Here is a 25,730-nt window from a genome sequence, read left to right on the forward strand (position 1 = left end):
GCGTGTGGGTCATATGAAGGGGAAAATTCTTAGAATACTAAAAGGCAGTGGAAATGATTTTGTGTCTGGTGAAAAAATCAGTGAAGAACTAGGTGTTAGCCGTGCTGCTGTGTGGAAATACATAAATGCAATTAAAGAGGATGGCTATGAAATTGAAGCAATTTCAAGAAAGGGTTATAGAATAATTTCGTCTCCAGATATTCTTACATCGGAGGAAGTAGAGAGCCTTCTAAGAACAAAGTACATAGGTAAAAATATAATTTATTACGAGTCTGTTGGCTCAACAAATTCTAAGGCTAAAGAATTGGCAGAAGGCGGACAAGAACATGGTACAGTCATAATAAGTGAAGAGCAAACATTGGGTCGTGGACGGTTAGGAAGGAATTGGGTATCTCCTAAATATAAGGGTATATGGATGTCAATAATACTTAGGCCAGATATAATTACAAAAAACATATCTCAAATAACTTTAATTGGGGCAGCTGCTGTTCAAAAGGCTATTATGAAAATGGGAATTAAAACTGGTATTAAGTGGCCAAATGATATAGTACTTAGTAGTAAAAAAGTATGTGGTATATTAACAGAAATGAGTGGAGAAATAGATCATATTAATTATTTGGTTATGGGAATTGGTATAAATGTAAACCTTAAAGAGGAAGATATACCTGTGGATCTAAAAAATGTGGCTACTTCTCTTTTAATAGAGAGTGGTAAACGTATTGATAGGAAAATACTACTTGCAAATGTATTAAACAATTTTGAAGAGTTATATGGTGATTTTGTTCTAAGTGGAAATATCAAGGAAACTATAGAGATTTGCAGAGAAAATTCTATACTTATAGGAAGTGAAATTAAATTAATTAATAGAGGACAAGTAACAATTGCTAAAGCAATAAATATAAGTGATAGTGGAGAATTAGTTATTGAAAATAATAAGGGAAATATAGAGAATATTGTTTCAGGAGAAGTTTCTATTAGAGGAATTTATGGTTATGGTAAATAAGTAAATAAGGCATATAATTTTATATAGACATATTAGCTATATTAAAGGTATAATGTTTTTAATAAGTTTGAAAGGAGAATGATCATGGAAGAGAATAAAATTATAACAATGCTAGATGAAGATGGAGAAAAGGTTGAATTTGAATTAGTTGAAATAATTGAATTAAATGAAAATAAATATGCACTGTTAGCTCCTGTAGGAGATGAAGACGATGCATATGTCTATAAAATTGAAGAGGTAGACGGTAAAAAGGAATATATTGCAGTAGAAGATGAAGAAGAATTTGAAAAAGTATTAGAAGAATATGAATCAACTTTTGATGAATAGATAAAAACCAATAAACCGCACGGTTTGTTGGTTTTTATTATAAATATAATTACAGTGGGGAGTTGAAATTTTGAAGCTACTAAGTATTAATATGAAGGCATTTATAGAAACAATTTCATCAGTGGATGATGATTTAGGAAAAAGTTTTTTAGATACACATACTGGTGAGGCTATTTATATACCATCGGAAGTATGTTTAGCCTTAGAAAATGAAACATTAAAAGAAGATACATTTGATACTTGGTTAAAAGAATTTGTTAGTGTAGCTATACTCATTAGCGAAGATGAGGATAATAGATATATAAAAACTCCCATTATTGATGATGATTTTTATATAGGCAAAATGAAGATATACGCTAATTTAATCAGTGATCTAGATTTAAAAGTAGAAGTACAAAAAGCATTAAATAGTGGTGAACCTATAAAAAGGTTTAAGCATATTTTAATGGATAAGGAAAGTGAAATAGATAAGTGGTATAAATATGAAGATAACTGTGTATACGAATTTGTTATAGCCTGGCTAAAGTCAAATGCCATTGAGTTAAAGTATTTAAATTAAATAGAATATGATAAATTTTACGGGGGAATGTAGATGTTAGCTTATGAAGTAGCTATTAGGCTTGTGCTGGCAGTTGTAGTTGGTGGCTTAATTGGATACGAGAGAGAATCTAAAAATAGACCTGCTGGTTTTAGAACACATATACTGGTATGTTTAGGTGCAGCAATCACCTCGATGATACAATTATATTCAATTCAAGATGCTGTGAATATTATTCTGCTGCATCCAGAACTCCAAAACGCACTAAAGGCAGATATTGGGCGGCTTGGTGCGTCAGTTATAACAGGAGTAGGTTTCTTAGGAGCAGGTACTATTATGCATGAAAAGGGATCCATAAAGGGACTTACTACTGCAGCAAGTATATGGACAGTGGCATCAATTGGGCTTGCAGTGGGGCTTGGTTATTATACTTTAACTGTATTATCAACTATAAGTGTTTTTATAGTATTAGTATTTCTTAAGAATATTGAAGGTAAGATCTTTAAAAATACTAAAATTATAAAAATAGAAATTCAATATGGAAACAAGAAAAACATGGTAGAGAAATTAGAACAATACTTTGATGGTATGGGGATAAAAGTTAAAAATATAGAATTTTTAATTGACGATGAAGATGAGGATGAAAATCTACATTATAGCACAACAATGTATACAGTTTTAGCGAAAAAGCATATTAGGAGCAGTGAGGTTGTGCAAAAATTATGTATTTTAGAAGACATATACAAAGCAACTATATTGGATTAGAAATGTGAATTGTTAAAATTAAACTCAAAAAGAGCCCTAATAATTAGGGCTCTTTTTTGAGCTAATACAATCTATCTTCTAGATTTAGCAACTTCAATATTAACTTTTCTTTTATTTAATTTCTGACCTGAGCTTTTTCTTAATATAGCATCAACTAGGTTTTCAGGAACATCTAGAAAAGAGAATTTATCTAGAATATCAATACGGCCAAGTTCATTTTTATTAATATTAGCAGTTTCAGCTAGGAAAGCTATAATATCTTTAGTCATAACTTCATCCATTCTTCCTATAGAAAGGAACAGTCTAACGTTATCTGCTGTTGATACAGTATCATCTGCATAGTTATAGTTAACTTCTTTATCAAAAATAATTTTGATTAGAGAAGCAGCTACATCTTCAGCACCAAATTCGTCAGTTAGTGTTTTACCTAGAGGAACAAAGTTATCGTATAAATTTTCTGTTAATGTTAATTTTATAGATTTTAAAATTGTATCTGATTTAGCTGCAAAAATATCTGGTATACTAGGTACAGCTTTTTTAGTTATTACGCTTTTAGTGTCACGTTCAATTTGTCTTATAGCAGATGCTTCTCTTCTTGTAATAAGACTATAAGCTATTCCTTCTTTACCAGCTCTTCCTGTTCTTCCAATTCTATGTACGTAGCTTTCTGTATCTTGTGGTAAATCATAGTTTATTACATGAGTAATATCATCAACATCGATACCTCTTGCTGCTACATCTGTTGCAATTAAGAAATTTAGATTACCATCTTTGAATTTCTTGAGAGTGTTCATTCTTTGGCTTTGTTTCATATCTCCATGCATACCATCTACTGTATAACCTCTAGGTTGTAATTTTTCTACTAACTCATCTACACCTTTTTTAGTTTTACAGAATAATATGCAAGTTTTAGGAGCATCAACATCAAGTATTCTACATAATGATTCAAATTTATTTTTTGAATTTACTTCGTAATAATATTGTTTAGTTTTAGAAACAGTCATAGATTTCTTTTCAATTGCAATAATCTTTGTATCAGGTCTCATATATTTTTTCGACAATATTTTAATAGCCCTTGGCATAGTGGCTGAGAAAAGTAAAGTCTGTCTATCTTCGCTTAAGTTACTTATAATACTTTCTATATCTTCTATAAAGCCCATGTTTAACATTTCGTCTGCTTCATCTAAAACAAGAAACTTAGCATTTGCGAGTTTTAAAGTACCTTTTCTAATATGGTCGAGAAGTCTTCCAGGGGTTCCAACAACAATATCTACGCCTCTTTTTAAAGCAGATATTTGTCTGTCAATAGATTGACCGCCATATATTGGTAATATCTTAATTCTTTCATGTTTTGCAATACGTTGAAGTTCTTCAGAAACTTGAACAGCAAGTTCTCTTGTTGGAGACATTATTATTGCTTGGATTTTTCCATTGCCTTTTTCCATTCTGCTTAAAATAGGTGCACCAAAGGCTAATGTTTTACCAGTTCCTGTTTGTGCTTGCCCTATAATATCAAAACCGTCTAATACAACTGGAATAGCTTTTTCTTGTATGTCAGATGGGTGTTCAAATTTCAAATCTTGTATAGCATGTAATACAGACTCGTTTAGTCCTAGTTCTTCAAATTTCTTTTTTACAGTTTCAGTTTTAGTCATTAAAATTCCTCTTTCTTTTCATAAAGTATCAAATACATCTCATATTAATAAGTATATGCAGAATAGCGAATATTAAACTAAAAAGCAAAATTACATTGCTTTTTAATAATTATTTCAAAAAATTCCTCAAAATTGGGTTCTTCTCAATAACATAAATAAGAGGTAATCCAATTCCATAACAGCAGACTAATTGTCCCCATCCAACTTGTAATATACAAAGTAAAAGGGGAATGTCTTTAACGTATAAAAGCTTTAACAGTATGCCTATAATAATGGCATTGACTACTACAGCCGGTAATGGAGCAAGTATTCTTTTGAATTTAAGTTTGCTTTTACCAATATAGTAGGTTGAGATTGCAGCTATAAACGTTGCAAGGGAACCGAAAATCATATCCATAATACCTACTGGACTCATGACATTAGAAACTATACAACCTATTACTAGTCCTGGGATTGAAAAGGATGCAAAGTAAGGTAAGATAGTAAGTCCTTCAGCAATACGATATTGAATAACTCCAAAGCTGAAAAACGATAAGCTTAGAGTTAAAGCCGCATAAATAGCAGCTACCATTCCTGCAAAAACAATTTTTCTTGTTTTTACAGACGTAGTTCCTTCATTTAATTTAATATTCATTTTTGTGCCTCCGTAGTTTTGTTTTCAGACAGGATGGTTACGAACTGTCTATGAGTATTCGACCGAACCTTAATTCTACTATATTTTTTAGTATTAGTCAAATATATTTATATTATTACATTGTCAATTAAATTGTGTTTTAATTTCCTGAAAAATGAGAGGTATACTATAATGTAATTAAACTTATTTTACATTATATAGGTGCTTGTACAAGAGAAGTTATACAAGAGGAATATATATTTACTTTTATTGAATGAAATAGTACAAATAATAAAGATGATATTCAACAATAAAGTAGTCTAAAAAAGTAAAAAGTGTGATATAGTTAATTTGTGTATATTTTTTATTTTTTGATGTTATAATCATTTAGAAAAGTTATAACAACATAGTTTTAGGTTAAAGGAGAATATGATGATTAAAGAGTGTTTTAATACTAGACAAACGGAATTAAGTAATGGAATTAAACTTATTACCATTAAAAAGGATAGTCAAATTTCAGCAGTACATGCTGGAGTTAATATAGGGTCTCTTTCTGAAGAAAAAAAAGAAAAGGGAATAGCCCACTTTATTGAGCATATGCTTTTTAAAGGCACTAACAGTAGGACAAATGAAAAGCTAAACAGCGATCTAGAAAATTTAGGCGGAGAATATAACGCATATACTGATTTTAACTGTACAGTATATAGTGCTACAATTTTAAGCGAAGAATTAGAAAATGCAATAATGCTTTTGGGAGACATGATTTTAAACTCAACCTTTCCAGATGTTGAAATTGAAAAGGAAAGGGGCGTTATATTAGCTGAGATTAGAACAAGTAAAGATGACATTGAAGATTTGAGTTTTAAAAAGGTTAATGAGATTGCATTTAAATATAGTCCACTTAGGGAAGATACTATTGGTAATGAAAGTATCATAAAAAAAATTACAAAGGAGCAACTTGTACGGTTTTATAATAAATACTATTTACCTAATAATTCTTTTATATCTATTGTATCTCCATTTGAACATGATGACATAATTAAGATGGTGAAGGAGTATTTTGGTAGTTGGGCTTTTAAAGAATTTGAAAAGAAAAAAATAATGTACGAACATCATCAATTTATAAAAAAGATTTCATATAAAAAAGAAATAGAGCAAAGCACCATACTTTACTTGTATACTTTTAATGGATTATCTAATGATGAAGAATTAGCTCTCAGAATACTAAACCATAAATTTGGCGAGAGTTCTAATTCTGTATTATTTAGAGAACTTCGGGAAGAACGGGGATTGTCCTATGATGTTTACACTAATTTAGATACTTCAAATAATGTTAAATCATTATATATATATACAGCGGTGTCTGAAGAAAACGTAGATGAAGCAATTCGTGTAATCGACAATGCTATAGAAAATATTGGAAGTGAAAAAATAATTTTCGATGAAAATACAATATCGCTTATGAAAAAGATATTAAAAACAGCCATAGCATCAACTTTAGAGGATTCTACGGATCTTGGTAATTATGTAATTCATCAAGCTATGGACAATGAAGACATATATCAGTTTGTTTTGGATATGAAAAATATGGATAATATTAAAAGTGAAGATTTATATAATATTTCAAGAAAAGTATTACAAAAGCCAACAATCCACGTATTCTTACCAGAAAAGAGAGGTTAGTATTGAGTAATATTATAACAAAAATAGAAATGCAAAAAAAGAATAAAGATAGAGTTAATATTTACATGGATGATGAATTTGCCTTTGCTTGTGATGCAGGCCTTGTATATATTCATAATATTACAAAAGGCAAAACAATTGACAAAGAAAATCTAGAACACATAGTTAAAGAAGATAATTATATAAAGGCTAAAAACTCTGCACTTCATTTTTTAGAAAGTAGCTTTAAGTCAGCTAAACAAGTAATTGATAAATTAACATTAAAAGATTTTGATGCTGTGACCATAGATAGAGTATTGGTCTTTTTAAAGGAGTATGACTTTATAGATGATAAGAGGTTCGTAGAACTTTTTATAAAAGAAAAAGTCAGGTCCAGTGGCAAAAATAAAATTAAATTCACACTAATTAAAAAAGGTCTACCACAAGAGTTAATTGAGGAAGGGCTTAATACAATAACTAGTGAGCAGCAACGTGCAGTAGCACTTAGATTAGGCGAAAAAAAAATTGCAGTATTATTTAAGAGTGAAAAGGATATAAGAAAGCTTTATAAAAAAACTGCAGACTATTTAGTTCGAAATGGATTTGATTTTGAAATAATAAATGATGTTTTAAATAGCGTCATTAAAAATTACAATAGCGAGGAGCCGTGTGGTAAGGTGACCTCAGAGGATACTTATGAAGAAAAATACTACAAATTACATGAATTAGCTAGCAAAAGATATAGCATACTAATTAAGTCAGATTCGCCAAAAATAAAGATATATAAAAAGCTGGGAGATTATCTTTTAAGAAGAGGGTATAAGTGGGATGAAATTAAAAATGTACTAAGAGATTTAATTGTTGATGATTACGAATAGTATTGTAGTAAGTACGTTGAATTTTAATGTTTTAATAATGAAAGCAGGTGATAGAGTTGTTTAAAGAGCCTCTAACTTTAGTTTTATTATTAGTGTTTATGTACCCGATAATTCAGGGGTTTATATTTAAATTTTCATCTCAAGATTTAAAAGGATCAATTCAGGGGATTATTGGTAGTGTTTCTTTTTTAACTTCATTATTTTTAGGTATTTACTTTACCAAAAAAGTTTTTATTCATCATAATGAAGGCATGTACCAAAAAATATATGAATCTATACCAATTCAAGTTGTAGAGTTTATAAATAGTAAACCATTAGTAATCTATGTATTATTTATGCCAATAGTAGTTTCAGTAATTTATAGCATAATAAGTTATGTAGTTAATTTCATTAGTAGAATTACTTTTTATCCACTGTTTGATACTATCGAGAATAAGATGAGAACAAAAAGTGTTTTTTTTAAGAGATTTATGGGTTCAATATTTCAAGTGCCTAGGGCATTAACCTATGTAATTGTCATTACTTTTATATTGAATTTTTTATCCCTTCTTAACATAACTGATACATATAATGAGTATCTAGAAGAATCGCAATTATATAATTATATATCCAAACAAGTAGTTATTCCGCTTACTAATTCGAAAATTGCTAAAAGACTTCCCAATATTGTTAATGATTCCTTTAAGATTGTAGTAAAAGAAGCTACTGAATCAGATAACAAATTGCAGAACAACACGCAGGATAGTTTGCCTAACAATTCAAAAGTAATAACTTATTACAATGGAGTTACACTAGAGCAAGGTATTAAATCTAATGAAGAAATTGATAAGTTTGCAATGAACCTTGTATCTGATGAAAAGCTCACAATAAAAAAAGCAAAGCTTATATATAAATGGGTGGGTAGTGAAATAGTTTATGATGATGAAAAAGCAACTAGAGTATTAAATAATGATTTAAAAGTTGAATCGGGGGCTATTCCAACTTTTAACTCAAGAAATGGAATATGTTTTGATTATGCTTGCCTTTTTGCAGCCATGAGTAAAGCTAATAATATAAAGGTAAGAATTATAACTGGTCAAGGATTCAATGGAAGTAATTGGGTTAGTCATGCTTGGAATCAAGTGTACATTGAGGATGAAAATAGATGGATCGATGTTGATCCTACATTTTTAATTGGTGGGGACTATTTTGATAATGAAAGGTTTGATATTGATCATAAAGAGGAAAGTATAGCTGGAGAATGGTAGAAATAAAATATAAAATAGCCCCCTAATTTATTAGGGGGCTATTCTATAGCTTTTTAATAATAAATTAATTGCCTTTTCGCAATCTTCATCATCATTATTTAGTGACCAAGCAGTATTAAAGTAATATAATGCTTTTGGCTTGTTAAGGCACATAGCATAGCAATAAGCTAAGTTGAAAAAATATTTGCTTTCCTTACGTAAAGATATAGCCGCGTGGAATATTGGAATTGCTTTTTCGTATTCTTTTAGGTGAATAAAACATACCGCTGTATTATAAAGTGCACCAGCCTCATTATCTTTCATTTCAGCAGCTTTTTTATATAGAGTTATTGCTTTGTTGTAATCCTTAGTATTGTATATGTCGTTAGCCTTTTGAAAATAATCCATTGATATCCTCCTCGTATAGTCTCTAATAGTTATAAATGCATTTAAATAAATATATTGCTATTTTGTAATTATTATTCCATTTAAATACTGCCCAAGGGATTTAATAATATTCACTTATAACAAAATATTATTTATTTTTGTTTACAACTTTTCTCTCTATAAACGCAACCACCTCATACATGAGGTAAGCTAAGATAGAAAGTATTACTATACTCATCATTACCATATCTAGCTGAGAAATTTGACCGCCAAAGATTATAAGGAATCCCAAACCATTTTTAGCCACTAAGAATTCACCCATTATTACACCAACCCATGACAGTCCAACATTAATTTTAAGTGCTGAAATGAGGGTTGGGATAGAAGCAGGAATAATTAAATTAATTAATATTTGGAGTTTAGAAGCTCCAAAGGTTTTTAAAAGCTTGATTTTATCTTGATCCACTTCTTTAAAACCATTTAGTATGCTTATTATAGTTACAACAATTGATATTAAAAGAGCAATTACTATTATTGCTTTTATTCCGTTGCCTACCCAAAATATAATAATAGGCGCAAGGGCTACCTTAGGTAGTGCATTTAATACTATAAGGTATGGATCCATTACTTTTGAAACAAAATCAGACCACCATAATAATATTGCAATTATGGCGCCTAATATTGTTCCTAGCAAAAATCCTATTATAGTTTCAAAACAGGTTATGGAAATAGCAGTTAGGAGTGTACCTTCAGCATATATTTGCATAAATGATTTATACATTTTTGAAGGAGTGCTTGTAAGGAAAGTATCAATTAAGTTAAGCCTTCCAGCTATTTCCCAGGAACTGAAAAATATAATTAATATAAGGATTCTTGTAAAAACAATATAATATTTTTTCTTTTTTAAATTTTTAATATAATTTTTGTGCTCATCACTTTGTATCAGCATTAACATTCAACTCCTTCCAAATTTCATTGAAATAAACTCCGAAATTTGGAGCTTCTCTGCGTTTTAAAGGATAAGAAAAATTTTCTCCGAATTCAAGAGGAATATTCTTAATAATTATTGCTGGGCGATTTGAAAGAACAATAATTTCATCTGACATAGAGATGGCCTCTGATATATCATGAGTTACCATTATAGTAGTTTTTTTTTCTTTTTTTATGATTGCGTATACTTCATCACTAATATTTAATCTGGTTTGATAGTCTAAGGCTGAAAAAGGTTCATCTAAAAGTAATATTTCAGGTCTAAGTGCTAGGGTTCTAATTAGAGCAACCCTTTGACGCATGCCTCCGGATAATTCCATAGGATGATGATTTCGAAATTCCCAGAGATTATAGTTTATTAGAAGGGATTTTACTATATCCTTATTGTCATCTGTAATACGATGGTTAATTTTAAGGCCTAAGAGCACATTGTCCCATACAGTTAACCAGTCGAATAGTTGATCTTTTTGAAACATATACCCAATCTTTGAATTTGATCTATCATCAAGGTGATTAATTATTACTTCGCCAAACGATGGAGTAATTAAGCCTGCTATTATATTTAATAGCGTAGATTTTCCACAGCCAGAAGGACCTACAATGCTTAAAAAATGTCCTTCTTGTACACTAAAAGAAATATTATTTAAAGCAGGGGTTTCTGCAGTTAAAGAATGGTAATTCATAGATATATTATTAATTTCTACTTTAATCACTTTATCATCTCCCTTCAACGTATAGTTTAGTATATGAGTTTTAATAATGTATTGTTAACCACATTTAATTTGATTTCTAATAGTAAAGGTTTCAAAATCAAATAAAACAATTATTAATTTTTTGTGAATGAGGTTGATATTTATAGAAAATATGAATAATATGTAATTAATAGAAATTATATATAGGAAGGTGAAAGTAGATAAAATAAATTGTATTTTTGAAGAATAAAGATATAGATATAGGAATAGTGCTTTATTTATTGCAATATGATATAATTTCAAATATTATGAAGATTGAATTTTAGCAAATAAGCATATATAATTAAAAATCAGGGTTATAAAATATAAAAAAATATTGACTTGCGGGGGAAAAAAAGATAATTATGAAAAAAATAATACATGTTGGATTAGATGTAGGATCAACTACTGTTAAAATAGTACTTATTAATGAGCAAGAAAAAATAATATATAGCAAGTATCAGAGGCATTTTTCTGATATAAAAAGTACAATAGCCGACCTTTTAAATGAGGCTTATAGAAATTTTATGGAATGTGATATTACTATTATGGTAACTGGGTCTGGTGGACTAGCTCTATCTAAATGGCTGTGCATTCCATTTATGCAGGAAGTGGTAGCCAGCACATATGCTATAGAAAATATTATTCCAAGAACTAATGTAGCTATAGAGCTTGGTGGGGAAGATGCAAAAATCATATACTTTGATGGAGGTATTGATCAAAGAATGAATGGAACTTGCGCTGGTGGAACTGGTGCATTTATTGATCAGATGGCGTCCCTTCTTCAAACGGATGCAACAGGGCTCAATGAACTAGCGAAGGCCTATAAAACTATATATCCTATTGCTGCTAGATGTGGAGTTTTCGCAAAAACTGATATTCAACCCTTGCTAAATGAAGGTGCGGCAAGAGAAGATATTGCTGTATCAATCTTTCAGGCAGTAGTTAATCAAACTATTAGTGGACTTGCTTGTGGTAGACCTATTAGAGGAAATGTTGCATTTTTAGGTGGACCATTATATTTCTTGTCCGAGCTTAGACAGAGGTTTATTGAAACTTTAAAGTTAACAGCGGAGCAAATTATTTTTCCGAATGATTCTCAGCTATTTGTTGCACTAGGGGCTGCTATGGCATCAAAGGATGAGGCCACGATTTCTTTTGAATATTTAAATGCACAACTTCCAAAATTAAAAGAGGCTACTAGTCATGAAATTCAAAGACTTAGACCGCTATTTTTGGATCAAGAGGAGCTAGATGTTTTTAATGAAAGACAAAGCCAATATAAGGTTGCAAGAAGAGAATTATCTAGTTATAGTGGGAATTGTTTTTTAGGGATAGATGCTGGTTCTACAACTACTAAAGTCACTCTTATAGATGATGAAGGTGCACTTTTATATTCTTACTATGGAGGAAATGAGGGTAATCCACTAGAGCAAGTTAGAAAAATATTAAAAGAGTTATATACTATTTTACCTAAGGATGCAATTATCTTGAATTCAGCAGTAACGGGTTATGGTGAAGGTTTAATAATGGCGGCTTTAAAAGTAGACATTGGAGAAATTGAAACTATAGCTCATTACAAGGCAGCCGAATTCTTTTTACCGGGAGTAGATTTTATATTAGATATTGGTGGACAAGATATGAAATGTTTAAAAATAAAAAATGGTGTTATTGATAGTATAATGCTAAATGAAGCTTGTTCATCTGGTTGTGGGTCTTTTATAGAAACATTTGCTCATTCTTTAAATATGGAAATAGAAGATTTTGCAGCAGTAGCATTACATGCTAAAAGCCCAGTGGACTTAGGTTCAAGATGTACTGTGTTTATGAATTCAAGAGTTAAGCAGGCTCAAAAGGAAGGTGCATCTGTAGGGGATATATCAGCAGGACTTTCTTATTCAGTCATAAAAAATGCACTGCTTAAGGTTATTAAGATAAGAGATCCAAAGGATATGGGTAAAAAGCTGATTGTTCAAGGAGGAACCTTTTATAATAGTGCAGTACTTAGGGCTTTTGAAATTATTTCAGAGAGAGAAGCAGTTAGACCAGACATTGCAGGTTTAATGGGTGCTTTTGGGGCTGCGCTTATTGCAAGAGAAAGAACTGAAAAAGGTAAAAACACTACATTATTATCAGTAGACGAATTGGATAAATTTACTGTAGAAACTACAATGGGTAGATGTAAGCAATGTGCAAATCAATGTCTTCTTACAATTAATAAATTTGACAAGAAAAGGGTATTTATATCTGGTAATCGCTGTGAAAAAGCACTGGGTAAGAGTACTAAAAAAGATGAAATACCTAATGTTTATGACTATAAATATAAAAGGATATTCGATTATATTCCACTAAAAAAGGAACAAGCTTATAGAGGGGTAATAGGTATTCCTAGAGTGCTTAACCTATATGAAAATTATCCATTTTGGTTTACCTTCTTTACTAATTTAGGATTTAGGGTGGAGTTATCAGAGAGATCTTCTAAAGTGGTATATGAAATGGGAATAGAGACTATACCATCAGAATCGGCTTGTTACCCTGCTAAAATAGTACATGGACATATAATGAGTCTTATAAATAGGGGAATAGAAACTATATTCTATCCTTGCATTCCCTATGAGAAAAAAGAGCAACCGGGAGCTGATGATCATTATAATTGTCCTATTGTAACTTCATATCCTGAGGTAATAAAAAATAATATGGATATTTTGAAGGAACGAAATATTAAATTTCTTTGTCCTTTTATATCTTTAGACAATAGTAAAGAATTAGTTAATAGATTAACTGATGAGTTAGCATGCTTTGCTATCCATAAAAGTGAGATTGCTAAAGCTGCTAAAAAGGCATGGATTGAAACTGAAAAGGTAAAATTGGACATTCAAAGTAAGGGCGAAGAAGTTGTTGAATATATTAGGCGAACTGGGAAAAGGGGTATAGTTTTAGCTGGTAGGCCATATCATATAGACCCGGAAATTAATCATGGAATTCCTAGCGTACTGACAGACTTTGATATGCCTGTACTTACTGAGGATTCTGTAGCTCATTTAGGTAAAGTTTTAAGACCTTTAAGAACAGTAGATCAGTGGGTATATCATTCAAGGTTATATGCAGCAGCTAGTTTTGTAGCAAGTGAACCCAATATTGAGCTTGTTCAACTTAATTCATTTGGGTGTGGGCTTGATGCAGTTACTACGGATCAAGTTCAGGAGATTTTAGCGAATAATGGAAAGATATTTACAACTTTAAAAATTGATGAAGGGAATAATCTGGGGGCAGCAAGAATTAGAATTAGATCCTTAAAGGCAGCTCTTAATGAAAGAGACATAAATGGAATTCTTCCTATAAAAACTGGGGAGGTTTACAATAGAATTATTTTCACTAAGGAAATGAGAAAAAAACACACGATTCTATCTCCCCAAATGTCTCCAATACACTTTCAATTTGTACAAGAAGCCTTTAATTCATCAGGTTACAATTTAGAAATATTACCTTCGGTAGATATAAAAGCTGTAGAGGAAGGCTTGAAATATGTAAATAATGATGCTTGTTATCCTACAATAATTGTAGTAGGACAAATAATTGAAGCCTTAAAATCAGGAAAATATGATATAGAAAATACCTCAGTTATAATTTCTCAGACTGGTGGGGGCTGTAGAGCAACAAACTATATTGGATTTCTTAGGAAGGCACTTAAGGAAGCAGGGTTCCCAAAAGTTCCAGTTGTATCACTAAATGCATCTGGTCTTGAGTCAAATCCAGGTTTTAAATTTTCTTACTCATTGGTTAAAAAATCAATAATGGCTTTAGTATATGGGGATTTGCTTATGCGGGTTTTGTACAAAGTTAGACCTTATGAGAGGGTACTGGGTTCAGCAAATATACTATATGAAAAATGGGTAAAAACATGTAAAGCATCTGTAGTAAATGGCAGTAGTAGGGAGTATAAAAAGAATGTTTCTGCTATAGTAGCACAGTTTGATAATTTAGAACTTAAAAATATTTTAAAGCCTCAGGTAGGTTTAGTGGGGGAAATTTTAGTTAAGTTCCATCCTACAGCTAATAATAACATTATAGATGTTATTGAAAATGAAGGTGGAGAGGCGGTTATGCCAGACTTTATTGACTTTTTCTTATACTGCGCCTATGATGCTAATTTTAAATATAAATATTTGGGCAAGAGCAAAAAAGATAAAATACTAAATAATTTGGCTATTGGATATATAGAAAGTTTTAGAAAACACATGAAATCAGTTTTAGATAAAAGCACAAGATTTCATGCTCCCAAAACTATACATGAATTAGCTGATGGGGCTTCGCCTATTTTATCACTAGGTAATCAAACAGGTGAGGGGTGGTTCTTGACTGCTGAAATGGTTGAGCTTATTGAAAGTGGAACGAAAAATATAATATGTATGCAGCCTTTTGCTTGTCTTCCTAATCATGTTACAGGAAAAGGAATGATTAAAGAGTTAAAGAGAAGGTATCCGGGCGCTAATATTACGGCTATAGATTATGACCCAGGTGCTAGTGAAGTAAATCAAATTAATAGGATAAAACTAATGATGTCTGTTGCATTCAAAAACCTTGAGAGTAATGTAGAAATTGAACATGCTCATGGCGAGGTAGCTAGTGACAAAAAGGTGGACTAAGAAAAGTATGAAGTCTCACCTTCGTGGCTTGCAATGCGAACTCAAAACGTGAAATTCCATTAAGGAATTCTAAAGTTTTATCGTTTCGCATTGCAAGTCACTTCGGTGAGATTTCATACTTGTTAGTTCTGAGCAGTATTATGAAGACTTCTTAGGAAGGCATAATAAATTATGCTTCCTCGGGTGATTAAGTAAAGTTTTCATTACTGGGGAGATGTATGTGAATATATATAAGTAACTATAATTTATGAAGGTTCGGCATTTAGAGCCTGTTAACGAATTATCGACTATCGGAACACCCCTAAATGATGAACCTTCATTTTATAGACTTTATTTTAGATCTTTTACTACTTTTTCTGCAAAGCTATTGTTGACAATTTTATCAAATGCTGGCCTTTGAGGAATTAAATCTGCTTTGTAGGATTGGATAATATCCATAAGTCTTGTTAAGTCATCAGATTTTAATATTGGATCTGGTGAAAAAGCATCTATATTCCTGTAGTTTTTAATAGAGTCAACAAGTATTGCCTCATCTGCACCGGGGAAGTAGGACTTAATTGAACTGACTACTTCTGCATCAGAGTGACTATTTACCCATTTTTGACCTTTATAAATTGCTCTAGTAAATTTTTCAATCATTTCTGGGTTCTTTTCTATATAAGATTGTGTAGCATAAAAACAGGTATAAGGCATGGTTCCAGCAGAAGCTCCTATGGAGGCTACAATATGTCCAGAATTATCTTTTTTGAGTAAGCTAGCAGTTGGTTCGAAAAGAGATACGTAATCACCTGTGCCACCCTTAAAAGCACCAGCAGTAGCTGTGAAAGCTAAGTTGGTAATAAGTTCAATATCGCTAGTAGGGTCAATGCCATGATTCCTTAAAACATACTCTAAAGCCATTTCAGGTACGCCACCAGGTCTTCCGCCTATTATAGTTTTACCCTTTAAGGATTCCCAGTTGAAATTTGCTTCAGCATTTCTAGCTACAAGGAAAGCACCATCTTTTTGTGTTAATTGTCCGAAAATAACGGGATAATCAGCGCGGTTTTGATTGTAGATGTAAATAACCTGTTCTGGTCCACTGAAACCTATATCTACAGCATTACTTAAAACTTGTTGCATGGTTTTGTCTGCTCCTTGACCAGTTGAAAGGTCAATTTCAATGCCTTCTTCTTTAAAGAAACCTTCGGAAATGGACGCATACATAGGAGCATAGAAAATAGAACGAACTACTTCATTTAATTTTACTTTTACTAAATCTTCATTATTATTTTTCTTACATCCAGAAAGTAAAGCGATTATTAAGGCAAGTGAGAGAAGTAGGGAAAGGATTGAGAGTTTTTTTATCTTCATAGATACCTCCATATTATAAATTTGTTACTAGTTTATAATATGAAAAATTATGTAGATGTGACTTTTTAAATAAAAAATTAAATACATTGACATATAAATACTAAGGTGTATAATATAATATAAATGAAAAAATTATAAAAATTTTAAAAGCTTAGATGAAGAGGAGTAAAGGAAAACTAATATTAAGAGAGGAAGATCCATAGGCTGTAAGATCTTCTATATGAAAAACCTTGAAGGTAGCTTCGGAGCTTCTTTGTTGAATTTGTAAGATTATGAGTAGTAGACAAAGACGGTTATCTTAATCGTTAAATTGTAAAGAGTCTGTAGATTTGCAGGAAAAAAGGTGGTACCGCGAGTTCTTCGTCCTTTAATAGACGAAGGCTCTTTTTGTTTTTTGAAAATTAGAAAATTAGAGATATTAAAAATAAGGAGGAATTAATTATGGAAGAAAATAATAATATTGCTAAGAATTATGACCCAAAAGATTTTGAAGAAAGACTTTACGCTTGGTGGGAAGAGAGTGGGTACTTTACACCTGAGGTAGATAAAAATAAAAAACCCTTTACTATTATGATGCCACCACCAAATATTACAGGAAAGTTACATTTAGGGCATGCTCTTGATAATACCCTCCAAGATATTTTAATAAGAACTAAAAGAATGCAAGGATATAGCACTTTGTGGCTTCCAGGACAAGACCATGCTAGTATTGCAACAGAAGTAAAGGTTGAAAATGAACTTTTAAAACAGGGTCTAAAGAAAAAAGAAATGGGAAGGGAAGCATTCCTTGAAAAAGTTTGGGAATGGACTGATGAATATAGAGAGAAAATAAGAGGTCAATTAAAGAAGATGGGTTGTTCTGCCGACTTTACAAGGGAAAGCTTTACTATGGATGAGAATTTAAATCACGCAGTAAGAGAAGTTTTTGTTAAATTATATAAAGAGGGACTTATTTATCAGGGGAATAGGATAACAAACTGGTGCCCTAAATGTATGACAGCAATTTCTGATGCAGAAATAGTATTTGAAGAACAGAAAGGTTATTTTTGGCATATAAAATATCCAATAGCAGGTAGTGATGAATTTTTAGAAATAGCTACCACAAGGCCGGAAACTATGCTTGGAGACACAGCAGTTGCTGTAAACCCTAAAGATCCTCGTTATGCACATTTAGTAGGTAAGAAAATAATTCTTCCTATAGTAAATAGAGAAATACCAATAGTTGCGGATGATTATGTTGATTTAGAGTTTGGTACAGGTGCAGTTAAAATCACTCCAGCACATGATCCTAATGACTTCCAAATCGGAAAGAGACATAATCTACCTGAAATAGTGGTTTTGAATGAAAATGCAACGATATGTGAAGGTTATGGGAAGTATTCAGGTCTTGACAGATATGAGGCAAGAGTGGTTATTGTAGAAGATTTAGATAAGCAAGGGCTACTGGTTAAAATAAAAGACCACGCTCATAATGTAGGCACCCACGATAGATGTTCTACCACTGTAGAGCCACTGTTATCGAAACAATGGTATGTTAAGATGGAATCACTTGCAAAGCCAGCTATAGATGCTGTACGGGAAAAGAAAACCAAATTTGTTCCAGAGAGATTTGAAAAAACCTATTTCAATTGGATGGAAAATATTCAAGATTGGTGTATATCAAGACAATTGTGGTGGGGACATAGAATTCCAGTATGGTATTGCAAAGATTGTGGGGAAATAATTGTTGCTTCAACTGAGCCAACAAACTGTACTAAATGTAATAGTAAAAATTTGGAGCAAGATAAAGATGTTCTTGATACTTGGTTTAGCTCAGCATTATGGCCTTTCTCAACACTTGGTTGGCCTAGTGATACAGAGGACTTAAAATATTTTTATCCAACAAGTGTGCTTATAACAGGATACGATATTATATTCTTTTGGGTTGCAAGGATGATTTTTTCAGGGCTTTATAATTTAAAAGAAGTACCTTTTGAAACGGTATTAATGCATGGAATGGTTAGAGATGATCAGGGAAGAAAAATGTCTAAGTCTCTTGGGAATGGTACAGACCCACTTGAAGTAATAGAAAAATACGGTGCAGATGCACTAAGATTCTCACTTGCTACAGGAAATGCACCAGGCAGTGACATGAGATTCTTTGAGTCAAGAGTTGAGGCAGCAAGGAATTTTGCAAATAAAATTTGGAATGCATCTAGATTTGTTATGATGAATGTAAATGATGAGTTAATGAACAAGTACAAAGATAATAAAAACTACAGTGTAGCGGACAAGTGGATATTGTCAAGGATGAACACTGTAGCATACGAAGTTACAGAAAACATCGAAAAGTTTGAAATAGGAATAGCTCTTCAAAAGACTCATGATTTTATGTGGACAGAATTCTGTGATTGGTATATTGAGCTTGTTAAGCCAGTACTATATGCGGAAGATGGGGAGTCGAAGGGTATAGTATTAAATGTATTAAACACTGTACTCAAAACTGGACTTAAACTTCTTCATCCTGTTATGCCATTTATAACAGAGGAAATTTATACTCATTTAGACAATGAATATGAATCTATAACTATTGCTAAATGGCCAGAGTATGAAGAAGTTCTTAAAGATGAAAAAGCTGAAGAGTGTATGAACTATATTATAGAAGCTATAAAGGATGTAAGAAATGCTAGAGCAGATATGGATGTACCACCTTCAAGAAAAGCAAAAACATTTATCTATGCAACAGAAAAAAAAGAAGCCTTTGAACAAGGAATGGTATATTTTCAAAAACTAGCATCAGCAAGTGAGGTAGTATTTTTAAATTCCAAAGATGAAGTACCAGAAAATGTAGTTACAGTAGTAACTAAAGGCGCAGAGGTTTATATGCCACTACTTGAACTTGTAGACTTAGAAAAAGAATTAGAAAGATTAAATAAAGAAAAAGAAAAATTAGCAAAAGAAATTGAAAGAGTAGAGAAGAAACTTGATAATAAAAGATTTACAGATAAAGCTCCAGTAGAAGTAGTTGAGGAAGAAAGAGCTAAAGGCGTTAAATATCAAGAAATGTACAATTCAGTAATTCAAAGTATAGAAAATCTAAAATAAGCTTTAATTTGAAGTTCTCCTATGTTTTAATGAAACATAGGAGAACTTTAAAAAAAGTGTAGCACTGCAAACGATGAATTAACCGTTCTTAACCTATTTTGAAAGGAAAGATAAATATGAATTATACTGAGTCTATGGAATACATAAAAAACACAGCTAAATTTGGCAGCAAACTTGGTCTTGAAAGAACAGAAAAAATATTAGAGCTTTTAGGAAATCCACATAAAAAAATAAAGTGTGTACATATTGCAGGAACTAATGGAAAAGGGTCAACAACTGCTATGGTAGCTAACATTTTAGTGGAAGCTGGATATAATATAGGTACATATACCTCTCCGTTTATTGAAGAATTTGAAGAACGGATTCAAATAAATAATAAAAATATATCTAAAGATGATTTAAGTCATATTGTAACAGAGGTTTCTAGTGCAGTAGAAAAGGTAGTGGAACTAGGGTATAGTAATCCAACAGAGTTTGAAATTATAACCTGTGCAGGTTTTTTATACTTTTTTCAGAAGAAAATAGATTTTGCAATTGTTGAAGTAGGGCTTGGAGGAAGACTTGACTCAACAAATGTAATTATACCTGTTTTAAGTGTTATTACTTCCATTAGTTTAGACCATACTCAAATACTCGGAGATACCTTGGATAAAATCGCTTATGAAAAAGCAGGAATAATTAAGGAAGGAATTCCTGTAATTATGTTTCCTCAGGAAAAACAAAGTGAAGAAGTAATCGAAAGAATATGTACTTTAAAAAAATGTAAATTAATAAAAGTACCAAGAAATTCAGCTGTATATTTAGGTAAAGAGAATTTAAAACAAATTGCAATCACACAGGTAGAAGGAACGATATATACCGATAACAAAGCGATAACACAAAAAATAGAAATTAAAACTACAAAAAATAATGATTATATTATTGATTTGTCACTCCTTGGAAAGCATCAAGTACTAAACTGCTGCGTGGCAGTACATGTTATAGAGGAACTTATTTTGCAAGGGGTTACAGTAAATAAAGAGAATATATTAACAGGTCTAAAAACAGTTAAATGGCCAGTAAGGCTTGAGGTAATGCATCAAAAACCATTAGTTGTTATAGATGGAGCACATAATATAGATGGTATAAAAAACCTTACCGAAAGTATTGACATGTATTTTGACTACAATAAGATAATATTAATTTTAGGAATTCTTGCGGATAAACAAGTTGAAGAGATGATAAAAACTATAGTACCAAAGGTAAGTAGAGTTATTGCAGTTACACCCCATAGCATACGGGCAGAGCTTTCAGAAGAACTAAAAGTTCAAGTGGAAAAGTATACCACTAACTGTGAGTCCATTGAAAATTATGAGAAGGCTTATGAAAAAGCTCTCAGCTATTGTCAGGAAGAGGATTTAGTACTAGTAGCAGGTTCGTTATATATGGCGGGAGATATGAGAAGGATTATACGAAATAAACATAACTATTAATAGTTTTTTAAAAAAAGCAAAAGACACATATTATAATTTAATATGTGTCTTTTTTTTTAGCATTTATAATTAAATTTTAATAAAAGATTGTTAGCATATTATTACTATTTTCATATTATGGATGTGAGGGGGTGATGAATTTGAGAAAGCTATATGTATGTAATACTTCGTCAGATTGCATATCAAAAGTTAATTTGGATTTGTTTATAGAAGAAGAAAAAATATATCTAGGTAAAGATAGTCTCAAAAGAATTGGTCCTCATGGTATATATATTCATGAAAATAAAATTATAACAGCTAACAGCTATGATAATAGTATTTCTATGGTCAACATTAATAGTTATGAAACTGAAAGTTATTTTATAGGAATGCACTGTAATGATTTATCAGTGTATGATAATAAAGTTTATGTTCTTTGTGGAGATTCTGATGACATAATAGTATTTGATTTAGCAAAAAATCACATTGTAGAAGCAATACCTTGTGGGAATTTACCACATAGTATATATATTTGTAAAAAGAAAAATATTATTATAGTAGCAAATATGAATAGCGATAGCATTACAATAATTGATTGTGCACAAAATGGAAATATTAAAAGCATTAGGGTGGGAGCTTATCCTACTAAAGCAGTAATTACCGCGGATGGAAATTATATTTTAGTTTGTGAGAGCAACATAGGTATGGATAGCAAGGGAAGTATAAGTATTATTTCATTAAAGAACTTTAATGTATTATATAAAATACCCGTTGGTAATTCACCTGTAGACATGTATTTTAATGAAAGATTTTGCTATGTATCAAATTTTGGAGATGGTACCGTGAGTATAGTAGATATAAATAATTATAAAGAGATAGAAAAAATAGAAGTTGGAGGCATGCCTAGAGGAATACACGAAGATGAAAAATATTTGTATGTAGGTGATAATTATAATAACTTACTTATTCGGATTGATAAAATAACTGAAAATAAAAAAGCCATTACTATTGGCGGAGAACCTACAGGAATGGCACTTCTATAGAAGATTAAGCTTCTATAGAAGATTAGTCATCAATAAGAAGGTTTATTATCTTAGTATAAAGCTCTGATGGATTGTCTTTCCACTTAGCACACAGAGCTCGTGCACGCTTGTTAGAAGCAACACTAAGTTTAATGTCTATAAGTGTAAAAGTATCTTCTGATGCAGTTAGATTAACTAAATAATTATTGCTGTTTTCTATTGTATAATCAGCGCTAACTCTTAGCTCTTTTTTGATATTGTCAAGATGAGCTTTCAAGTAGTCATCAATAAGTTGTATCTTATTTTCAGAAATTCTGTCTTTAAATAAGGATAGAACATTATTTCCCTTTGGGGTAATGACTAATCTATGTTTGCCTTGCTTTTCATTATGCAAAAGCAAGTTAGATGCTATGAGTTCAGTTATATATTGTTGTAATGTAAAATAATTTATAAAATTATTTTCTAGGATGATTTGCGTTATTTGAATATTAGAAATAGGGAGCTTTATTTTGTAAAATATATAAAGTAAAAGAAGCTTATTTTCAGCGAGTTCTAAAGCATCTTCAAACATATCTCTTCCTCCTTGTAGTCTACATGCGAACAAAACAATTATGACTATCTATAAAATTAACTATATATATTATAACATAAAAAACACTAATACTTATTGGTGTTTTTTATTTTTAATAATTATATAAATAGAATTATACATATATAATAATTTTTAGAATATAAATTTAAGTATAAATATACAGGGGATGTAAGGAGGAAGTGGCAGAGGATGAATTATATAAAGAAAGTGTTAGTAGTATTTTGTTTGCTTTTTATTGGCATTTTAGGGGCTTTAGGTGTTTATAACACAAAAATCAGTGGTATTTTTTTTGGTGAACAACGCAGATTACCAATTTACAACGTAGATACTAAAGAGAAAAAGATTGCAATATCATTTGATGTAAGTTGGGGGGAGGATAAAACAGGTGATATACTAAAAATATTAGACAAGTACAATGCTAAAGCAACATTTTTTATAGTGGGCGCGTGGATAGATCAGTATCCGGATAAGTTAAAGATCATGTATGAAAGTGGGCATGAAATAGGAAATCATTCTAATAAGCATCCTATGATGACTACAATATCTAAAGAGAAAATGATTAATGAAATAGCCATAACGGATGCTAAAATAATGTCTATAACAGGGCAAGGAACCACGGTTTTTAGATGCCCATCTGGCGAGTATAACAATTTAGTAGTTGAAACCGTAGAATCTACAAATCATAAGTGCATTCAATGGGATGTTGATAGTATTGATTGGAAAGAACAAGGGGCAGAAATTGAGTATAATAGAATAGTAAAGAAAACTAAGCCAGGATCCATACTTTTATTTCATAATAATGCAAAATATACACCAGAAAATTTGCCTAAAATTTTAGATTATTTAAAAGCTGAGGGTTATGAATTTGTTAAAATATCAGACCTTATATATAAAAGTAATTATTATATAAATGGCTCAGGAAAACAAATACAAAAATAAATATTAAATGTATTGGTAATTATTATGTATTTGTATTATAATGTAAATACCAATAAGTGATAATTTTGGCAAAATACATACTAACAAAATTATCTCAGTATTAGGTATATTACATTATAAAACTGAATACTTATATTCTAAGGAAAGCTTATTAAAAAAAACTAAGGGAAAGAGGGGTTATGAATGGATAATATTATGTTAAATAACAAGATTTATTTAGAAGGAAAGATTGTATCTGAGTTAAAATTTAGTCATGAAATGTATGGGGAAGGATTTTATGTATTTGATTTTGAGGTTTGGAGATTAAGTGAAACAACGGATATTTTAACTATAACAATCTCAGAAAGATTAATTGCAGGTATTGATATCAAAATAGGAAATGAATTTATAGTGGAAGGCCAGCTTAGATCCTATAATAAATTTGTTGATGGATCTAATAGATTGATTTTAACGGTATTTGCTAGAGATATAAAAATTTGTGAAGAACGCAGTAAAAATCCAAATCAAATATTTTTAGATGGATTTATTTGTAAAAGCCCAATATATAGGACGACTCCTTTTGGAAGAGAGATTGCGGATATGTTACTAGCAGTTAACAGATTGTATAATAAATCTGATTATATACCTACAATTGCTTGGGGGAGAAATTCTAGATTTTGCAAAAGTCTTGAAGTAGGGGATAATATAAGAATCTGGGGGAGACTTCAAAGTAGAGAATACCAAAAGAAATTATCAGAGGATGAAGTTATAAAAAAAGTGGCATATGAAGTATCTATATCCAAAATGGAAAAAGTCAATAAAGATGGTGAAAATATAGAAGAATCAGATATGAATGATGAGGAGCATAATTTTGATGCTCTAGACGTTATATAGTATTATTTTCATTTCATACAGTCCCATTGGATTCATTTAATATGTTAAAGAAGCAAGTAATACGTAAAATGCATATGAACAAGCTTTAGTAATTCAAATTGATTTTAATGAAGAATGCGTTAAGAAAAGTACATGTTTGAGCACACAACAATTGAGAATTGTTGTGCCCCCATGAGGAATACTAAGGGGTAGCGAGTTTGTACTTTTTAGCATTTTTCATTAAAATCGGTTTAGAATTACTTAGCACAGTGAATTGCATTTGTAGTAATACTTGCCCTTTTTTAACCTCTTAAATCGTCAAGCAGTTTAGTTTTTTCTTTAGTACCATTATCAACATTTTTTATTATTTTTGCTGGAGTTCCAGCAACTACAACATTTTCAGGAACGTCATTTACAACTACGGATCCTGCTGCAACTACAGAGTTGTTTCCAATTTTCACACCTTCGAGTATTACAGCATTTGCACCAATTAGTACATTGTCTCCGATTTCACAAGGGTTTTTGTTAGGTGGTTCTAGAACTCCAGCAACTACGGCACCTGCACCTAAATGGACCCGTCTGCCAAGTTTTCCTCTTGCACCTACAACAGCATTCATATCAATCATAGTTTCATCGCCAATTTCAGCGCCTATGTTAATTACAGCACCCATCATTATAACGGCATTTTTACCTATGGTAACCTTATCTCTTATAATCGCACCTGGTTCAATTCTTGCATCAATGTTTTTCATGTCAATTAGTGGAATGGCAGAGTTTCGTCTGTCTTGTTCAAGTTTAAATTTTTTAATTTTGTCTTTATACTTTATTAAAAAATCTGATACCTCTGTACTTTCTCCAAAAAGTATATAGAAACTTCCACTTCCAAAATTCTCTATATTTCCAAATTGGCATTGTGATAAATCTCCATCGATATATATCTTAAGTGGAGTAGCTTTTTTAGCTTCTTTTATATACCTTGCAATTTCATATGGATCTGTTAAATCATAATTCATAAT

21 protein-coding genes and 1 other annotated feature are annotated in these 25,730 nt (G+C 31.1%); of the genes, 13 read left to right on the top strand and 8 right to left on the bottom strand.

Going from position 1 to position 25,730, the window contains the following annotated elements; genetic code table 11:
* Positions 1 to 13: 13 nt before the first annotated feature.
* The 4 genes from ACREWB_RS07345 (at position 14) to ACREWB_RS07360 (ending at position 2,633) form a co-directional block, all read left to right on the top strand.
* Positions 14 to 1,003: a biotin--[acetyl-CoA-carboxylase] ligase gene (locus ACREWB_RS07345; protein ID WP_431546813.1), complete on the top strand. Its 990-nt coding sequence runs from the start codon at positions 14 to 16 to the stop codon at positions 1,001 to 1,003.
* A gap of 84 nt (positions 1,004 to 1,087) precedes the next feature.
* Positions 1,088 to 1,330: a DUF1292 domain-containing protein gene (locus ACREWB_RS07350; RefSeq protein ID WP_431546814.1), complete on the top strand. Its 243-nt coding sequence runs from the start codon at positions 1,088 to 1,090 to the stop codon at positions 1,328 to 1,330.
* A gap of 70 nt (positions 1,331 to 1,400) precedes the next feature.
* On the top strand, positions 1,401 to 1,889 hold the full coding sequence (locus ACREWB_RS07355) for a UPF0158 family protein (protein ID WP_431546815.1): 489 nt from the start codon (positions 1,401 to 1,403) through the stop codon (positions 1,887 to 1,889).
* A 33-nt stretch (positions 1,890 to 1,922) separates the two neighbouring features.
* On the top strand, positions 1,923 to 2,633 hold the full coding sequence (locus ACREWB_RS07360) for an MgtC/SapB family protein (RefSeq protein ID WP_431546816.1): 711 nt from the start codon (positions 1,923 to 1,925) through the stop codon (positions 2,631 to 2,633).
* Between the two features lie 71 nt (positions 2,634 to 2,704).
* Here the strand turns inward: ACREWB_RS07360 and ACREWB_RS07365 are convergent, their stop codons facing one another.
* Together ACREWB_RS07365 and ACREWB_RS07370 are read right to left on the bottom strand one after the other, a co-directional pair.
* Positions 2,705 to 4,288, bottom strand: a complete 1,584-nt coding sequence (locus ACREWB_RS07365) for a DEAD/DEAH box helicase (RefSeq protein ID WP_431546817.1) — start codon at positions 4,286 to 4,288, stop codon at positions 2,705 to 2,707.
* 109 nt (positions 4,289 to 4,397) lie between these two features.
* Entirely contained in the window at positions 4,398 to 4,922 is a 525-nt protein-coding gene (locus tag ACREWB_RS07370; RefSeq protein WP_431546818.1) for a QueT transporter family protein, read from the bottom strand.
* Positions 4,923 to 5,333: 411 nt separating this feature from the next.
* On the opposite strand from ACREWB_RS07370, the gene ACREWB_RS07375 reads away from it, so the two are divergent.
* From ACREWB_RS07375 to ACREWB_RS07385, 3 genes are all read left to right on the top strand, one after another.
* On the top strand, positions 5,334 to 6,584 hold the full coding sequence (locus tag ACREWB_RS07375; protein WP_431546819.1) for a M16 family metallopeptidase: 1,251 nt from the start codon (positions 5,334 to 5,336) through the stop codon (positions 6,582 to 6,584).
* Positions 6,585 to 6,586: 2 nt separating this feature from the next.
* Positions 6,587 to 7,441: a recombination regulator RecX gene (recX, locus tag ACREWB_RS07380; RefSeq protein ID WP_431546820.1), complete on the top strand. Its 855-nt coding sequence runs from the start codon at positions 6,587 to 6,589 to the stop codon at positions 7,439 to 7,441.
* Between the two features lie 98 nt (positions 7,442 to 7,539).
* Positions 7,540 to 8,688 (top strand): transglutaminase-like domain-containing protein, encoded by a 1,149-nt coding sequence (locus tag ACREWB_RS07385; protein ID WP_431546821.1) that lies wholly within the window; start codon positions 7,540 to 7,542, stop codon positions 8,686 to 8,688.
* Positions 8,689 to 8,718: 30 nt separating this feature from the next.
* Here ACREWB_RS07385 and ACREWB_RS07390 read toward each other — a convergent pair whose 3' ends face one another.
* From ACREWB_RS07390 to ACREWB_RS07400, 3 genes are all read right to left on the bottom strand, one after another.
* Positions 8,719 to 9,075 (bottom strand): tetratricopeptide repeat protein, encoded by a 357-nt coding sequence (locus tag ACREWB_RS07390; RefSeq protein WP_431546822.1) that lies wholly within the window; start codon positions 9,073 to 9,075, stop codon positions 8,719 to 8,721.
* A gap of 127 nt (positions 9,076 to 9,202) precedes the next feature.
* Positions 9,203 to 10,003: an ABC transporter permease gene (locus ACREWB_RS07395; protein ID WP_431546823.1), complete on the bottom strand. Its 801-nt coding sequence runs from the start codon at positions 10,001 to 10,003 to the stop codon at positions 9,203 to 9,205.
* The gene (locus ACREWB_RS07400; protein ID WP_431546824.1) at positions 9,987 to 10,757 is read right to left on the bottom strand and encodes an ABC transporter ATP-binding protein; all 771 of its coding nucleotides are present in this window, start codon (positions 10,755 to 10,757) and stop codon (positions 9,987 to 9,989) included. The genes ACREWB_RS07395 and ACREWB_RS07400 overlap by 17 nt, the downstream gene beginning before the upstream one ends.
* A gap of 383 nt (positions 10,758 to 11,140) precedes the next feature.
* On the opposite strand from ACREWB_RS07400, the gene ACREWB_RS07405 reads away from it, so the two are divergent.
* A complete protein-coding gene (locus ACREWB_RS07405) occupies positions 11,141 to 15,421 on the top strand; it encodes an acyl-CoA dehydratase activase-related protein (protein WP_431546825.1) in 4,281 nt (1,426 codons plus the stop codon).
* Between the two features lie 330 nt (positions 15,422 to 15,751).
* Here ACREWB_RS07405 and ACREWB_RS07410 read toward each other — a convergent pair whose 3' ends face one another.
* Positions 15,752 to 16,774 (bottom strand): ABC transporter substrate-binding protein, encoded by a 1,023-nt coding sequence (locus ACREWB_RS07410; protein ID WP_431546826.1) that lies wholly within the window; start codon positions 16,772 to 16,774, stop codon positions 15,752 to 15,754.
* 143 nt (positions 16,775 to 16,917) lie between these two features.
* Positions 16,918 to 17,145 (top strand) — a binding site (T-box leader).
* 70 nt (positions 17,146 to 17,215) lie between these two features.
* Here ACREWB_RS07410 and ACREWB_RS07415 point away from each other — a divergent pair.
* From ACREWB_RS07415 to ACREWB_RS07425, 3 genes are all read left to right on the top strand, one after another.
* Positions 17,216 to 19,858, top strand: a complete 2,643-nt coding sequence (locus tag ACREWB_RS07415; protein WP_431546827.1) for a valine--tRNA ligase — start codon at positions 17,216 to 17,218, stop codon at positions 19,856 to 19,858.
* Between the two features lie 116 nt (positions 19,859 to 19,974).
* Positions 19,975 to 21,330 carry a bifunctional folylpolyglutamate synthase/dihydrofolate synthase gene (locus ACREWB_RS07420; RefSeq protein ID WP_431546828.1) on the top strand — a complete coding sequence of 452 codons (1,356 nt, stop codon included), beginning with the start codon at positions 19,975 to 19,977 and terminating at the stop codon, positions 21,328 to 21,330.
* Between the two features lie 140 nt (positions 21,331 to 21,470).
* The gene (locus ACREWB_RS07425; protein ID WP_431546829.1) at positions 21,471 to 22,352 is read left to right on the top strand and encodes a YncE family protein; all 882 of its coding nucleotides are present in this window, start codon (positions 21,471 to 21,473) and stop codon (positions 22,350 to 22,352) included.
* A gap of 22 nt (positions 22,353 to 22,374) precedes the next feature.
* On the opposite strand, the gene ACREWB_RS07430 is transcribed toward ACREWB_RS07425, so the two are convergent.
* Positions 22,375 to 22,902 (bottom strand): DUF4364 family protein, encoded by a 528-nt coding sequence (locus ACREWB_RS07430; RefSeq protein WP_431546830.1) that lies wholly within the window; start codon positions 22,900 to 22,902, stop codon positions 22,375 to 22,377.
* Positions 22,903 to 23,112: 210 nt separating this feature from the next.
* Here ACREWB_RS07430 and pdaB point away from each other — a divergent pair, with 210 nt between their 5' ends.
* Both pdaB and ACREWB_RS07440 read left to right on the top strand, forming a co-directional pair.
* Positions 23,113 to 23,862: a polysaccharide deacetylase family sporulation protein PdaB gene (gene pdaB / locus ACREWB_RS07435; protein WP_431546831.1), complete on the top strand. Its 750-nt coding sequence runs from the start codon at positions 23,113 to 23,115 to the stop codon at positions 23,860 to 23,862.
* 183 nt (positions 23,863 to 24,045) lie between these two features.
* On the top strand, positions 24,046 to 24,735 hold the full coding sequence (locus tag ACREWB_RS07440) for a single-stranded DNA-binding protein (protein WP_431546832.1): 690 nt from the start codon (positions 24,046 to 24,048) through the stop codon (positions 24,733 to 24,735).
* A gap of 281 nt (positions 24,736 to 25,016) precedes the next feature.
* On the opposite strand, the gene dapD is transcribed toward ACREWB_RS07440, so the two are convergent.
* Positions 25,017 to 25,727 carry a 2,3,4,5-tetrahydropyridine-2,6-dicarboxylate N-acetyltransferase gene (gene dapD / locus ACREWB_RS07445; RefSeq protein WP_431546833.1) on the bottom strand — a complete coding sequence of 237 codons (711 nt, stop codon included), beginning with the start codon at positions 25,725 to 25,727 and terminating at the stop codon, positions 25,017 to 25,019.
* Positions 25,728 to 25,730 lie beyond the last annotated feature (3 nt).

The sequence above is a fragment of the Clostridium sp. genome, assembly GCF_050717635.1.
Taxonomy (GTDB): domain Bacteria; phylum Bacillota; class Clostridia; order Clostridiales; family Clostridiaceae; genus Clostridium_AD.